The 13,498-nt window shown below is 60.4% G+C and carries 13 protein-coding genes; all 13 read left to right on the top strand.

Going from position 1 to position 13,498, the window contains the following annotated elements; translation table 11 throughout:
• Positions 1–200 precede the first annotated feature (200 nt).
• The 13 genes from rho to atpD all read left to right on the top strand — a co-directional run bounded on the left by rho (position 201) and on the right by atpD (position 13,492).
• Positions 201–2,054: a transcription termination factor Rho gene (gene rho, locus HMPREF3104_RS08670; RefSeq protein WP_083279033.1), complete on the top strand. Its 1,854-nt coding sequence runs from the start codon at positions 201–203 to the stop codon at positions 2,052–2,054.
• Positions 2,054–3,133, top strand: coding sequence for a peptide chain release factor 1 (gene prfA, locus HMPREF3104_RS08665; protein ID WP_070495195.1), 1,080 nt, complete (start codon positions 2,054–2,056; stop codon positions 3,131–3,133). The genes rho and prfA overlap by 1 nt, the downstream gene beginning before the upstream one ends.
• Complete coding sequence (gene prmC / locus HMPREF3104_RS08660) at positions 3,120–3,989, top strand: peptide chain release factor N(5)-glutamine methyltransferase (protein WP_246816399.1); 870 nt, start codon at positions 3,120–3,122, stop codon at positions 3,987–3,989. Before prfA ends, prmC begins: the two co-directional genes overlap by 14 nt.
• Complete coding sequence (locus HMPREF3104_RS08655) at positions 3,962–4,633, top strand: L-threonylcarbamoyladenylate synthase (protein WP_052204677.1); 672 nt, start codon at positions 3,962–3,964, stop codon at positions 4,631–4,633. Before prmC ends, HMPREF3104_RS08655 begins: the two co-directional genes overlap by 28 nt.
• 16 nt (positions 4,634–4,649) lie before the next feature.
• On the top strand, positions 4,650–5,795 hold the full coding sequence (locus tag HMPREF3104_RS08650; protein WP_070495193.1) for a glycosyltransferase family 4 protein: 1,146 nt from the start codon (positions 4,650–4,652) through the stop codon (positions 5,793–5,795).
• 75 nt (positions 5,796–5,870) lie between these two features.
• The gene (locus HMPREF3104_RS08645; RefSeq protein WP_070495648.1) at positions 5,871–6,293 is read left to right on the top strand and encodes a Cg1360 family ATP-synthase-associated protein; all 423 of its coding nucleotides are present in this window, start codon (positions 5,871–5,873) and stop codon (positions 6,291–6,293) included.
• A 361-nt stretch (positions 6,294–6,654) separates the two neighbouring features.
• On the top strand, positions 6,655–7,449 hold the full coding sequence (gene atpB / locus HMPREF3104_RS08640) for a F0F1 ATP synthase subunit A (protein ID WP_052204674.1): 795 nt from the start codon (positions 6,655–6,657) through the stop codon (positions 7,447–7,449).
• Between the two features lie 104 nt (positions 7,450–7,553).
• Positions 7,554–7,799: an ATP synthase F0 subunit C gene (locus HMPREF3104_RS08635; protein WP_034999811.1), complete on the top strand. Its 246-nt coding sequence runs from the start codon at positions 7,554–7,556 to the stop codon at positions 7,797–7,799.
• Positions 7,800–7,847: 48 nt separating this feature from the next.
• Entirely contained in the window at positions 7,848–8,429 is a 582-nt protein-coding gene (locus tag HMPREF3104_RS08630) for a F0F1 ATP synthase subunit B (RefSeq protein ID WP_070495192.1), read from the top strand.
• A gap of 5 nt (positions 8,430–8,434) precedes the next feature.
• Positions 8,435–9,268, top strand: a complete 834-nt coding sequence (locus tag HMPREF3104_RS08625) for a F0F1 ATP synthase subunit delta (protein ID WP_070495191.1) — start codon at positions 8,435–8,437, stop codon at positions 9,266–9,268.
• Between the two features lie 7 nt (positions 9,269–9,275).
• On the top strand, positions 9,276–10,943 hold the full coding sequence (atpA, locus tag HMPREF3104_RS08620; RefSeq protein ID WP_052204667.1) for a F0F1 ATP synthase subunit alpha: 1,668 nt from the start codon (positions 9,276–9,278) through the stop codon (positions 10,941–10,943).
• Between the two features lie 50 nt (positions 10,944–10,993).
• A complete protein-coding gene (locus tag HMPREF3104_RS08615) occupies positions 10,994–11,971 on the top strand; it encodes a F0F1 ATP synthase subunit gamma (protein ID WP_070495190.1) in 978 nt (325 codons plus the stop codon).
• Between the two features lie 3 nt (positions 11,972–11,974).
• On the top strand, positions 11,975–13,492 hold the full coding sequence (gene atpD, locus HMPREF3104_RS08610) for a F0F1 ATP synthase subunit beta (protein WP_232305784.1): 1,518 nt from the start codon (positions 11,975–11,977) through the stop codon (positions 13,490–13,492).
• Positions 13,493–13,498: the final 6 nt, after the last annotated feature.

The raw sequence follows: 13,498 nt of genomic DNA, 5'->3' as shown, positions 1-13,498 counted from the left end.
AGATCCACCCCTCACACCTCAACATGGTGATTTTGCTGCAACTTTGCGCTCAAAACATGTGCCCTTGCGGTAGATACCCACAAGGTGAATGAGGAAGCGCGACATACAAATAGACGAAAGCTGCTGGCACGGCCGCGGAACACGAACAACACATACTTTTCCGCACCAGGGCATCCCAGCTGAGCTACGAAAGGACATCCGTGACCGCAGAAGGTAATACGGCTGCAAACCAGGCCAACGTGGACCTGGCATCTATGAAACTTCCGGAGCTGCGCAAGCTGGCAGCTGAGCGGGGGCTTAAGGGGGTATCTGGACTCCGCAAGGGGGACCTGATCCAAGCAATCGCAACCGGCAAACTCCCGGAAAAAGCAGCGGCACAGTCTGGTGCCGCTAGCGCCGCTAAGGAGCAAGCGCCGAAGGAAGACACCCCACGTGACGCCAGTGGCGCTGGTGACACTGACGCAAAGCGCTCCGACGACGACCAGCAGTCGCGCTCCGCGGCGCGCCGGGCACGTCGCAACCGTTCGCGCAATCAGCACGAGCAGGGGGATCAGCAGGGCCAGCAAGAGCACGCAGACTCCAGCAACTCGCACAAGGGCGACGGGGAATCGGGGGAGCGTTCCGGCCGTCATGACCGTGATGACGGTAGCGACCGCGACAATAACCGAGACAATAACCGAGACAATAACCGCGGGGATCGTGACAACAACCGCGACAACAACCGCGACAATAACCGTGAAGACGGCGAAGGTGGCGGGCGCCGCGGGCGCCGTGGTCGTCGCAACCGTAACCGTAACAACCGCGATGGCCGTGACCACGGTGGTAATAACCGCGACAACCGTGACAACAACCAGGGCGATAACCAGAACTTCGAACCGGAAGAGCTGCAGGAAGTTGCCGGCATTGTGGATGTGGTGGATAACAACACCGCGTTCATCCGCACCACCGGCTACCGCCAGAACAACGCAGATGTGTTTGTGAACAACAGGCTGGTTCGCCAGAACGGCCTGCGCTCTGGTGACGCCGTTATCGGCCAGGTTCGTGCCAACGGCCAGGGCCACTCCCACGGCAACGGCCGTAACCGCCAGCGCTACAACCAGCTGGTGCGCGTGGATTCCGTCAACGGCATGACGCCGGAGGAAGCACGTGGCCGCAAGGAGTTCCACAAGCTCACGCCGCTGTACCCGAACAAGCGCCTGCGCCTAGAGACTGAGCCGAACATCCTGACCACCCGCGTCATTGACCTGGTCATGCCGATTGGTAAGGGCCAGCGTGCGCTGATCGTCTCCCCGCCAAAGGCAGGTAAGACGACGATTCTGCAGAACATTGCCAACGCCATTGCCACCAACAACCCGGAGTGCTACCTCATGGTTGTGCTGGTGGATGAGCGTCCGGAAGAAGTGACGGACATGCAGCGCTCCGTCAAGGGTGAGGTCATTGCCTCTACCTTTGACCGCCCGCCGTCAGAGCACACCGCCGTGGCAGAGCTTGCCATTGAGCGTGCGAAGCGTCTGGTGGAGATGGGCCAGGACGTGGTGGTCCTGCTGGACTCCATCACCCGCCTGGGCCGTGCCTACAACAACTCTTCGCCGGCATCCGGTCGCATTCTCTCCGGTGGTGTGGATTCCAACGCGCTCTACCCGCCGAAGCGTTTCCTGGGTGCTGCCCGCAACATCGAGGAGGGCGGCTCGCTGACCATCATCGCAACCGCCATGGTGGAGACCGGTTCTGCTGGTGACACCGTGATTTTCGAGGAATTCAAGGGCACCGGCAACGCCGAGCTGAAGCTGGATCGCAAGATCGCAGAACGCCGCGTGTTCCCGGCTGTGGACGTCAACCCGTCCGGCACCCGCAAGGATGAGCTCTTGATGAGCCCGGAGGAGGCGCGCGTGATGCACAAGCTGCGCCGCATCCTGTCTGCGCTGGATCCGCAGCAGTCCATTGACATGCTGATTAAGCAGCTGAAGAAGACCAAGAGCAACGGTGAGTTCCTCATGGGTGTGGCTAAGTCCGCGCCGATGGCTGCTGACCAGACGGAAGAGGATTACGTCTAATGGCTTCAAACTCGAACGTCTCGCTTGTAGACGACTATGTGGCCGAATACGAAGGCATCCAAGCCCAGATGGGCGACCCGGATGTTGCCGCGGACCAGGATCAGTTCCGCAAACTGTCCAAGCGGTACGCGGAACTCCAGCCGATTATCAAGGTCAACGATGAGCTGACGCAGGCTCGTGAGGACCACGAGGCGGCGTCTGAGATGGCCAACGAGGACAAGGAATTCGCTGAGGAAGCGACCCGCCTCGAAGGCGAGATTGTGCGCCTGGAAGAGGAGCTGGCTGACCTGCTCGCCCCGCGCGATGAGCACGATGGCGATGACGTGATCATGGAGCTCAAGGCCGGCGCCGGCGGCGAGGAAGCTGCGCTGTTCGCAGGCGATCTGGCACGCATGTACCAGAAGTACTGCGAGAAGCACGGCCTGACCTGGGAAGTGCTTGACGTTGCTGAGTCTGACCTCGGTGGCGTCAAGGACATGACCGTGGCTGTCAAGTCCAAGACCCCGTCGCGTGATGGCGCGTGGTCCATGCTGAAGTTTGAGGGCGGTGTACACCGTGTGCAGCGCATCCCCGTGACGGAGTCGCAGGGCCGCATTCAGACCTCGGCTGCGGGCGTCTACGTGTTCCCGGAAGCCGATGAGATTGAAAGCGTCAACATTGATGAGAAGGATCTTCGCGTCGATGTGTACCGTTCCTCCGGCAAGGGCGGCCAGGGCGTGAACACCACGGACTCCGCTGTGCGTATCACCCACTTGCCCACGGGCATTGTGGTGACCTGCCAGAACGAGCGTTCCCAGATTCAGAACCGAGCGCGTGCCATGCAGGTGCTGCAGGCTCGCCTGGATCAGCTGGAGCGCGAGAAGGTCGAGGCTGCTGAGGCTGAGGGCCGTGCCTCCCAGGTGCGCACCATGGACCGCTCTGAGCGCATCCGCACCTACAACTGGCCGGAGAACCGCATTTCGGATCACCGCATTAACTACAAGGCCAACAACCTTGACTCGGTGCTGGACGGCAACATGGATGACTTGATCACCGCGTTGCAGACCCATGAGCGCCAGGAGCGCCTTGAGGCCGAGTAACCTGCGTCAGCTCCTTTCGGAGGCGGCGCACACGCTTGCGCAGGCTGGCATTGATACGCCCGACAATGATGCTCGCCTGCTTGCGGCGTACCTGCTTGAGGTGGCGCCGCTTTCGGTGATGTTCACAGACCCGTACGAGAGCTTCGCTGAGGAGTTTTCCCAGCTCATCGCTCGGCGGGCGGCGCGTGAGCCACTACAGCACATCACCGGGCAAGCGCCCTTTGGCCCCCACACCTTGGCTGTTGGCCCGGGAGTGTTCATCCCGCGGCCCGAGACGGAAGTCATTGCCGAATGGGGAGCTAGTTTGCTTGCCGACGCCACGTCAAACCCCCCAACCGCCCTCGACCTTGGCACCGGCTCTGGCGCCATTGCGCTTTACCTTTCGGAGGCGGTGCCGGGGGCGAGAGTCGTTGGCGTCGACAAGCAAGAAACTGCCCTGGAATATGCCAAGCGCAACGCACCCAAGGTGGAGTTTGTGCGCGGCGACATGACGGATCCCACGCTGTTGGGGGAGCTGGATGGGGCAGTGGATGTGATTGTGGCCAACCCGCCGTACGTGCCTGAGACTCCGGATCTTGACCCGGAGGTGTACCACGATCCGCATGAAGCGGTGTTTTCTGGCGCGGACGGGATGGACGCCATCCGCGGGCTGGTGCCCGTGGCTGCGCGCTTGCTGAGACCTGGTGGGCACCTGGGTATTGAGCATGATGACACGACATCTGAGGCTGTGCAGGATGTTGTGCGTGCGCACGGGGCGTTTGGGGACGTGCGTGTGATTGCGGACCTGACCGGTCGGGCACGGTTTGTTGTAGCGAGTAAGCTACCCCTATGCCCGCCACAACCTACGATTGTTTAACTCCGGACGGCCGCGCCCAAGGGATCGCCGCAGCAGCTGAAGCGCTGCGCGGCGGTGACGTTGTCGTCTTGCCCACCGACACGGTCTACGGCATTGGCGCGGACGCGTTTAACAACGCCGCCGTGGCAAAGCTCTTGGCAACCAAAAAGCGTGGCCCGGATATGCCGGTGCCGGTGCTCGTGGGCTCCTGGACCACCATCCAGGGCCTGGTACGCGAGTTCTCTGACACGGCAAAGACACTGGTTGAGGCGTTTTGGCCCGGAGGGCTCTCCATCATTGTCCCGGAGGCGCCAAGCCTGCCGTGGAACCTGGGTGACACGCGTGGCACAGTGCTGCTTCGCATGCCCAACCAGCCGCTGGCGCTGGAGCTGCTGCAGGAAGTCGGCCCGATGGCAGTGTCCTCTGCAAACATCTCCGGACACCCGCCAGCAGTGAAGATCCATGAGGCACGCCAGCAGTTCGGCAATGCCGTGCCCGTATACCTGGACGGGGGAGAGGCCACGATTGGTCAGGCCTCAACCATTGTGGATATTTCATCCGGCCACCCCGTAATCATGCGTGAAGGCGCAATCTCGCCGGAACGTATCGGTGAAGTTCTTGGCGTGGACCCGGAATCCATGCGCAGAACCCCGCGCGAGCAGTAGGGGAGCTTTTCTTCCAATGAACGGTCTTGGTGTGCCGCTGCGAGAGCTTGGCCTTGTGATTCTTGTTGCCGCGGCTATTACGTACTTGTCTACGGGGCTTGTGCGCTCTGTGCTTGTGCGAACTGGCCGTGTTGCAGAGATTCGCCAGCGCGACGTGCACACCCAGCCGACTCCGTCTGTTGGCGGCGTGGCCATGTTTACCGGTTTTGTCTCTGCGGTGTTTTTGGCGCAGCAACTCCCGGCGCTCACGCGCGGATTTGCGCCGGTGACTCCGGAGATGACGGCTGTGCTTGCAGGCGCGTTTGCCATTGTGCTGGTTGGGATTGTGGATGACCTCTACGAGCTCGGCGCTTTGGCGAAATTGGCTGGTCAGTTCGTTGCCGCGGTGGTGATGGCGCTGATGGGCATTGTCTTTACCGTGTTCTTCCTCCCCATTGGGGAGGGCACCACGTTGGTCCTGGATCAAGTCCAGGGGGTTGTCTTAAGTGCCTTGTTTACCGTGCTGCTGATCAACGCGGTGAACTTTGTCGACGGTATCGATGGCCTTGCAGCAGGCCTGGGCATGATCGCCGGCCTGGCCATTTTGCTTTTTGCGCTGACGGTGCTGCATGACCAAGGTGGCGCCGTATCCGCCTATCCGCCCGCCATCATCTGCGCTGCACTAGTGGGGATATGCGCCGGGTTCTTGCCGCACAACTTTGAGCCCGCACGCATCTTCATGGGGGACTCTGGTGCCATGCTGATTGGTCTGCTGCTGTCTGCGGCAAGCGTGTCAGCCTCCGGCAAGATCAACATGTCGCTCTACGGTGCGGCAGACCTTGTGGCGTTGATCAGCCCAATCATTGTGGTGCTGGCAGCCATTGCGCTGCCGGTTGTTGACTTTGTCTGGGCCGTGGTGCGCAGGCTTGCTCGTGGTCAACGGCCTTGGGAGGCGGACGCGGGACACCTGCACCACCGTCTCTTGAGGCTTGGGCACACCCACCGTCGCACGGTATTAGTGCTGTACATGTGGGTATCCGCAGTGGCGTTTGGCGCAGTGAGTTTTTCCATCGTCCCGACAACGTATGCGGCCGCTTTCACTGTGATCGCGCTTCTGGTGGCATTCGTTGCCACGCTGGTGCCACTCACAAGGGGCAAGATAAGTGCGCCGTTTGGCAAGTGACAGATAGGATTGGCCCCCGTGAACGAAAACGGCAACCAAAACGGTAATGAAAACCTCAGCGATACCGAGCCGGACTTGAACGTCCGAGATACCGAGGAGTTTGATGATCCGCGGCGCCCGTTAATCCGAGCACTACGGTTTGGTGCCTACGCGCTCATTGCCTTGACCGTTATCTCACTGATGGCTTGGGGCAACGCTCGTGATCTGCCGGGCATTTGGGGAGTGTTGATGGGCGCCGCTATCGGCGGTGGCTTTGTCTTGGCTACAGCCTTGACTGTGTTGGCTACGTCTAACTCCACGACGACTGCCACGATGGCTGTCGTGCTTGGCGGCTGGCTGCTGAAGATGGTCGTAATTATTTTGCTACTGCTCTGGCTGCGAACCATGGATTTCTACGACGCAACGGCGTTCGGTGTTACCACCATTGCCGCACTGGTTGTGGCGCTTGCCGCGGAGACGTTTGGCATCATTTCCACGCGTGTTTCTTACGTGTCTTAAAGGCATCTAGTGGTCGTAGGATTAGTTGGGGTAAACACACGACGTTCTGTGACGGACATAACAGTCCCGTAAAAGCTGCCTGTGACCATTGATTTTGTCGCAAAAATGAGCCTGCGTGTTGGGGGAAAGCGACGCGGTTACCCCTAAGGCGCGAAAACCGTTATCAACCTGTTAGGCTATCCGCTGGGTTTACTTGAGGAAGGGGCTTCCCTTACCTGAAGGTCCATCCCCTGTCCCGCGGTAGCAGATGTGCGACGGAGTCCGCCGCGGAGGCAGTCTTCTTGAAGAAGTCCATCGCACCGCATTCCTTGTGGATGCGGCCCGAGAACGGGAGAGAACGCTGAGCGTTACAACGTTGGCCATGAAGGGGAGTTTCCACGCACCCGAACTTGGTCCAGAATTTTTCCCGGGGCAAACTTTCGGCCACATCATCGGTGAAGACTTTGCCGGTGGTTGGTTCGCGCTTGATCGCATCATGCTCGTGCGTCTTTTCATCGCACTGATCATGGTGCTTCTCTTTGTTATTGCCTTTAGGAAGCCGCAGCTGGTTCCCAAGGGCCTCCAGAACTTCGCCGAGATGGGTGTGGACTTTGTCCGCGTCCATATCGCCGAAGACACCTTGGGCAAGAAGGACGGAAAGCGATTCCTGCCGGTTATCGCCTCCATCTTCTTCACCATCTTGTTCATGAATGCAGCCACGATCATTCCGGGATTAAACATCTCGCCAAACGCACGTATCGGCATGCCGATCGTGTTGGCGGTGGTGGCCTACATCGCAATGATCTACGCCGGCGTACAGCGTTACGGCGCGGCCTACTTCAAGCACTCGACGGTGATCCCCGGCTTGCCCCCGCTGCTGCACCTTCTCGTGGTGCCGATCGAGATTTTCTCGACCTTCGTTCTGCGTCCGGTCACCCTGGCACTTCGTCTTATGGCGAACTTCCTGGCCGGCCACATCATCCTCGTCCTTCTGTACTCAGCTACCAACTTCTTCTTCTGGCAGCTGAATGCTTGGACGGCGGTCAGTGGCCTGACCTTGATCGCAGCGATCTTGTTCACCCTGTACGAGTTGATCATCATCTTCCTGCAGGCGTACATCTTCGCTCTTCTGACGGCGGTGTACATCGAGCTGTCGCTGCACGCAGATGCGCACTAACAAAGCGCGTACAAACGGCCAAACTGAATAACCCCACCATTGTCACTCGCGTTCGTGGCACAAACACAACGCCACGGCGCACCTAGAAAGGGAACGACTTTCACATGAACGACATCATTCTTGCTCAGGCAGCAGAGACCGTGAACCGCTACGAGGGTCTCGGCACCATCGGCTACGGCCTTGCAACCATCGGCCCGGGCATCGGCATCGGCATGCTCGTTGGCAAGACCGTCGAGGGCATGGCTCGCCAGCCGGAGATGGCTGGTCAGCTGCGTACCACCATGTTCCTGGGTATCGCCTTCGTTGAGGCACTTGCCCTGATCGGCCTCGTTGCCGGCTTCCTGTTCTAAAAAGAACACGCGTTTATACCCGTTCATTTTTTAGATCAGGAGCAACCAATGACAAACGTCAACGCTTTTATCGTGGCTCAAGGCGCTGAAGCCGGCCACGAGACGCTGCCGCTTGAGACGACTCCGTCGATCCTTTTGCCAGCAGCGTACGACGTGGTTTGGTCGCTCGTTGTCTTCATCATCGTCTTCCTGGTGTTCGCGAAGTACGTGCTTCCGCGTTTCCAGGAGGTTCTGCTGGAGCGCGAGGACCGGATCAAGGGCGGCATTGAGCGTGCTGAGGTCGCCCAAAAGGAAGCAAAGGCTGCCCTGGAGAAGAACAACGCCGAACTCGCTGAGGCTCGCGCCGAGGCGGCTGAGATCCGTGAGGCTGCGCGTACGCGCGGCAAGGAGATCGAGGCCGAGGCTCGCGCACGTGCTGAGGAAGAGTCCCGCCGTATTGTCGAGGCAGGGGAGAAGCAGCTGCTCGCATCGCGTGAGCAGGTTGTTTCCGAGCTGCGCAATGAGATGGGCCAGAACTCGATCAACCTCGCTGAGCGTCTGCTTGGCACCGAGCTGTCGGATGCTACCCGCCGCTCGAACACGATCGATGACTTCCTCTCTGAGCTCGACCACGTTTCGACGAGGAAGTAGGCGAAATGAAGGCAGCAAGTCGCGAAGCACAGACGCACGTGGAGGGCAAGCTCGATGAGCTGATCCGCTCCTCTGACAACGCCGTCGCCGTTGCCGCGCAGATCGGCACCGAGCTGTTCCTCACTGTGGACCAGCTCGACGCTGACCGTTCGCTGCGTGTCGCTGTTGCAGATACTTCGCTTGACGCATCTCAGCGTGAGGGCATCATCACCCAGGTGTTCGGCTCGAAGGTTGCAGAACCGACGAAGAACATTCTGAGTGAGGCTGCATCGCAGGAGTGGTCCACGCCTCGTGAATTCCGCCAGGGCCTGGTTGCTTTGGGTCGTCGTGCGCTTTCCCGCGCCGCCGAATCCCAGGGCCAGCTGGAGCAGGTGGAAGAGGAGCTTTACCAGCTGTCTGTTCTTCTGGAGAACCAGAAGGAACTGACGCAGCTGTTGTCGGACCGCACCGCCACTGCCGCGCAGAAGCGTGGTCTGTTGGCCAGCGTGATCTACGGCAAGGTGACCATGTTTACCGAGGCGCTTGCGCTGCAGGTAATTGGCCGCCCTATGCACAACCCAGTTGATGATCTTTCGGCTCTGGCTGAGGAGATCGCTGAGTTGCGTGGCAAGTCCGTGGCGCGCGTTGTTGCAGCAGAGGCGCTTTCCTCTGCGCAGCGTGAGGCACTCGCAAGCAAGCTTGAGAACATTTACGGTCGCGAGATGGCCATCCACACCGAGGTTGACCCCAGCCTCCTCGGCGGCATGATCATCCGTGTTGGTGACGAGGAAATTGACGGTTCGACGCGCGGCAAGCTCGCACGTCTTCGTACTGACCTCGCTGCGAGCGCGACCCTTTAAGAACAATATGCTGGAAGAATCTACCGAGAGCAGGAAGAACATGGCGGAGCTGACGATCTCCTCCGATGAGATCCGTAGCGCGATAGCGAACTACACCTCGAGCTACTCTGCGGAGGCCTCCCGTGAGGAGGTCGGCGTGGTGACTTCGGCTGCAGATGGTATTGCCCAGGTTTCCGGGCTGCCAGGCTGCATGACGAATGAGCTGCTCGAGTTCCCGAACGGCGTCATCGGCGTCGCACAGAACCTGGACACCGACAAGATCGGCGTTGTGGTTCTGGGTAACTTCGAGTCCCTCCACGAGGGCGACAAAGTAAAGAGGACCGGCGAGGTCCTGTCCGTACCGGTCGGCGAGAACTTCCTCGGCCGCGTCATCAACCCACTGGGTCAGCCGATTGACGGCCTTGGCCCGATCGAGTCCAACGAAGAGCGTGCACTTGAGCTGCAGGCGGCAGGCGTGCTTGACCGCCAGCCGGTTGAGGAGCCGATGCAGACGGGTCTGAAGGCTATTGACGCCATGACCCCGATCGGCCGCGGCCAGCGCCAGCTCATCATTGGTGACCGTAAGACTGGTAAGACCGCAGTCTGCATCGACACCATCTTGAACCAGAAGGCATTCTGGGAGACCGGCGACCCGTCGCAGCAGGTCCGCTGCATCTACGTCGCAGTCGGCCAGAAGGGCTCCACCATCGCTGGTGTGCGCCAGACCCTGGAAGAGGCAGGCGCACTGGAGTACACCACCATCGTGGCTGCTCCGGCATCTGACTCCGCAGGCTTCAAGTGGCTGGCTCCGTTCACCGGTGCCGCCCTGGGCCAGCACTGGATGTACCAGGGCAAGCACGTCCTGGTTATCTACGATGATCTGACCAAGCAGGCTGAGGCCTACCGTGCGATCTCCTTGCTGCTGCGCCGCCCGCCGGGCCGCGAGGCATACCCGGGCGACGTGTTCTACCTGCACTCCCGCCTGCTGGAGCGCGCCGCCAAGCTCAACGACGAGCTCGGTGCAGGCTCTCTGACCGCACTGCCGATCATTGAGACCAAGGCAAACGACGTCGGTGCCTTCATTCCGACGAACGTTATTTCCATTACGGACGGCCAGGTCTTCCTGCAGTCTGACCTCTTCAACCAGGGTGTGCGCCCAGCTATTGACGTGGGTATCTCCGTGTCCCGTGTTGGTGGCGCTGCACAGACCAAGGGCATGAAGAAGGTTGCGGGTAACCTGCGTCTGGACCTGGCCGCATACCGCGACCTGGAGTCCTTCGCAGCGTTCGCATCTGACCTGGATGCTGCTTCCAAGAAGCAGCTGGAGCGCGGCCAGCGTCTCGTCGAGCTGCTGAAGCAGTCCGAGAACTCCCCGCAGCCGGTTGAGTTCCAGATCGTCTCGATCTGGGCTGCCAACGAGGGCGTCTTCGATCCCGTTCCCGTCGAGGATGTCCGTCGCTACGAGCGCGAGCTGCAGGAGCAGATCCGTGCAACCGCACCTGAGGTGTACGAGCAGATCCAGGGCGGCAAGGCTCTGGACGAGAACTCCCAGGCAGCGATCCTGCGCGTGAACGAGGAATTTGCACGTGGCTTCCAGTCCTCTACGGGCGAGCGCATCGTCCGTGAGCCGGAGGAGAAGGCACTGCCGTCCTCGCAGGTGTCCAAGAATCAGCTCAACGTCAGCCGCTCCAAGTAAGCACGCAAGTGCAACCTTGGACTACTACATAAAGGAAGGGAGGAAACACCATGGCAACTCTTCGCGAATTGCGTGACCGCATCAGGTCCGTCAACTCTACGAAGAAGATCACGAAGGCTCAGGAGCTGATCGCGACCTCGCAGATCACCAAGGCCCAGCAGCGTGTAGACGCAGCGAAGCCGTACGCCGATGAGCTCAAAGACGTCATGGAACGCCTCGCAGCTGCGAGCTCCCTCGACCACCCCATGCTCCGTGAGCGTGAGAACGGTCGAGTCGCAGCAATCCTCGTGGTCACCTCTGACCGCGGTATGGCCGGCGGCTACAACCACAACGTGCTGAAGAAGGCGACCCAGCTGGAGCGCATGCTCACCGAGGCTGGATACAACGTCGTCCGCTACGTCACTGGTAACAAGGGTGTGACCCACTACAAGTTCCGTGACATGGACGTCGAAGGCGCCTGGACCGGTTGGTCCCAGAAGCCGACGTGGGAGTCCACCCACGATGTGCGTCGTCACATCGTCGATGGCTTCATGGCTGGTTCTGAAGGCACGGTTAAGTGGCGTGAGGGACTCACCGGTGCCGAGGGCGAACCCGTTCGCGGTTTCGACCAGGTACACGTGGTGTACACCGAGTTCGTCTCCATGCTTTCGCAGGAGGCCCGCGTACACCAGCTGTTGCCGATCGAACCTGTGCTTGAAGAAGTCTCTTACGAGACCGAGCACATGCTCGCGCCTGCTGAGGAAGGCGTATCGCCAGACATGGAGTTCGAGCCGGATCCGGATACGCTCATGAATGAGCTGCTTCCGGTATATGTCTCGCGCTCGTTGTACTCGCTCTTCTTGGAGTCTTCGGCGTCGGAGTCCGCTTCGCGCCGTACCGCCATGAAGAACGCGACGGACAACGCAACCGAGCTGGCCAACAACCTGTCCCGTGAGGCAAACCAGGCCCGCCAGGCTAAAATCACCCAGGAAATCACCGAGATTATCGGCGGCGCAGGCGCGCTGTCCGGTAGTGAGGAAAGTGACTAAATCATGACTACTGCTCACAACTTTGATGAGCGCGATGAGACGCCGGGCGAGGCCACGTTGCAGGCTGAACCGCAGGCGCCGGCTCGCACGGAGTCCACTCAGAACCCGCGTGGTTCCGAGAACGGCCGCGTGGTCCGCGTCATCGGCGCCGTCGTCGACGTGGAGTTCCCTCGTGGCGAGCTCCCCGCGCTCTACAACGCACTCGAGGTTCACATCGACCTCGAAGGCATGTCCCGTGACATCATCCTCGAGGTTGCCCAGTTCCTGGGCGACAACCTCGTCCGCACCATCGCCATGGCTCCGACGGACGGCCTCGTCCGCGGTGCACAGGTGAAGGACTCCGGCAACCCGATCTCCGTGCCGGTGGGCGACCAGGTCAAGGGCCACGTGTTCAACGCACTCGGCCAGTGCCTGGACGATCCGTCGGTAGGCGAGGACGGCGAGCGTTGGTCCATCCACCGCGAGCCGCCAGCATTCAAGGACCTTGAGGGTAAGACCGAGATCCTTGAGACCGGCATTAAGGTCATCGACCTGCTCACCCCGTACGTGAAGGGCGGCAAGATCGGCCTGTTCGGTGGTGCAGGTGTGGGCAAGACCGTTCTCATCCAGGAGATGATTACGCGTATTGCTCGCGAGTTCTCCGGTACCTCCGTGTTCGCCGGTGTTGGCGAGCGCACCCGTGAGGGCACCGACCTGTTCCTCGAGATGGAGGACATGGGCGTGTTGCCTGATACCGCCCTTGTCTTCGGCCAGATGGATGAGCCGCCAGGGGTTCGTATGCGCGTGGCCCTGTCCGGTCTGACCATGGCGGAGTACTTCCGCGATGTGCAGAACCAGGACGTGCTGCTGTTCATTGACAACATCTTCCGCTTTACCCAGGCGGGCTCTGAGGTATCGACCCTTCTGGGCCGTATGCCTTCCGCTGTGGGTTACCAGCCGACGCTGGCGGATGAGATGGGTGTGCTGCAGGAGCGCATTACCTCGACCCGTGGTCGTTCCATTACGTCTCTGCAGGCCGTGTACGTGCCGGCGGATGACTACACCGACCCGGCACCGGCAACCACCTTCGCTCACCTGGATGCAACCACCGAGCTGAGCCGTTCCATTGCTTCCAAGGGTATTTACCCGGCAGTGGACCCGCTGACCTCGACCTCCCGCATCCTGGAGCCGGGTATTGTCGGCGAGCGTCACTACAACGTGGCGCAGAAGGTCATCGGTATTCTGCAGAAGAACAAGGAACTGCAGGACATCATCGCCATCCTCGGTATGGACGAGCTGTCTGAAGAGGACAAGATCACCGTTATGCGCGCACGTAAGATCCAGCGCTTCCTCGGCCAGAACTTCTTCGTTGCTAAGAAGTTCACCGGCGACGAGGGCTCCTACGTGCCGCTGGAGGAGACCATTGACGCCTTTGACAAGCTGGCGTCTGGCGAGTTCGACCACTACCCGGAGCAGGCCTTCAGCAACCTGGGTGGCCTGGACGATGTCGAGGCTGCATACAAGAAGCTGCAGGAAGCGTAAAGGGGT

Source organism: Corynebacterium sp. HMSC30G07, assembly GCF_001806945.1.
Classification (GTDB): domain Bacteria; phylum Actinomycetota; class Actinomycetes; order Mycobacteriales; family Mycobacteriaceae; genus Corynebacterium; species Corynebacterium riegelii.
This window is presented reverse-complemented; position numbering and strand designations above follow the sequence as displayed.

What these genes read in the sequence shown, in the direction of transcription:
- prfA (WP_070495195.1), top strand. Translation starts at nt 2,054, where the DNA reads ATGGCTTCAAACTCGAACGTCTCGCTTGTAGACGACTATGTGGCCGAA.
- HMPREF3104_RS08655 (WP_052204677.1), top strand. Translation starts at nt 3,962, where the DNA reads ATGCCCGCCACAACCTACGATTGTTTAACTCCGGACGGCCGCGCCCAA.
- HMPREF3104_RS08650 (WP_070495193.1), top strand. Translation starts at nt 4,650, where the DNA reads ATGAACGGTCTTGGTGTGCCGCTGCGAGAGCTTGGCCTTGTGATTCTT.
- atpB (WP_052204674.1), top strand. Translation starts at nt 6,655, where the DNA reads ATGAAGGGGAGTTTCCACGCACCCGAACTTGGTCCAGAATTTTTCCCG.
- HMPREF3104_RS08635 (WP_034999811.1), top strand. Translation starts at nt 7,554, where the DNA reads ATGAACGACATCATTCTTGCTCAGGCAGCAGAGACCGTGAACCGCTAC.
- HMPREF3104_RS08630 (WP_070495192.1), top strand. Translation starts at nt 7,848, where the DNA reads ATGACAAACGTCAACGCTTTTATCGTGGCTCAAGGCGCTGAAGCCGGC.
- HMPREF3104_RS08625 (WP_070495191.1), top strand. Translation starts at nt 8,435, where the DNA reads ATGAAGGCAGCAAGTCGCGAAGCACAGACGCACGTGGAGGGCAAGCTC.
- atpA (WP_052204667.1), top strand. Translation starts at nt 9,276, where the DNA reads ATGCTGGAAGAATCTACCGAGAGCAGGAAGAACATGGCGGAGCTGACG.
- HMPREF3104_RS08615 (WP_070495190.1), top strand. Translation starts at nt 10,994, where the DNA reads ATGGCAACTCTTCGCGAATTGCGTGACCGCATCAGGTCCGTCAACTCT.
- atpD (WP_232305784.1), top strand. Translation starts at nt 11,975, where the DNA reads ATGACTACTGCTCACAACTTTGATGAGCGCGATGAGACGCCGGGCGAG.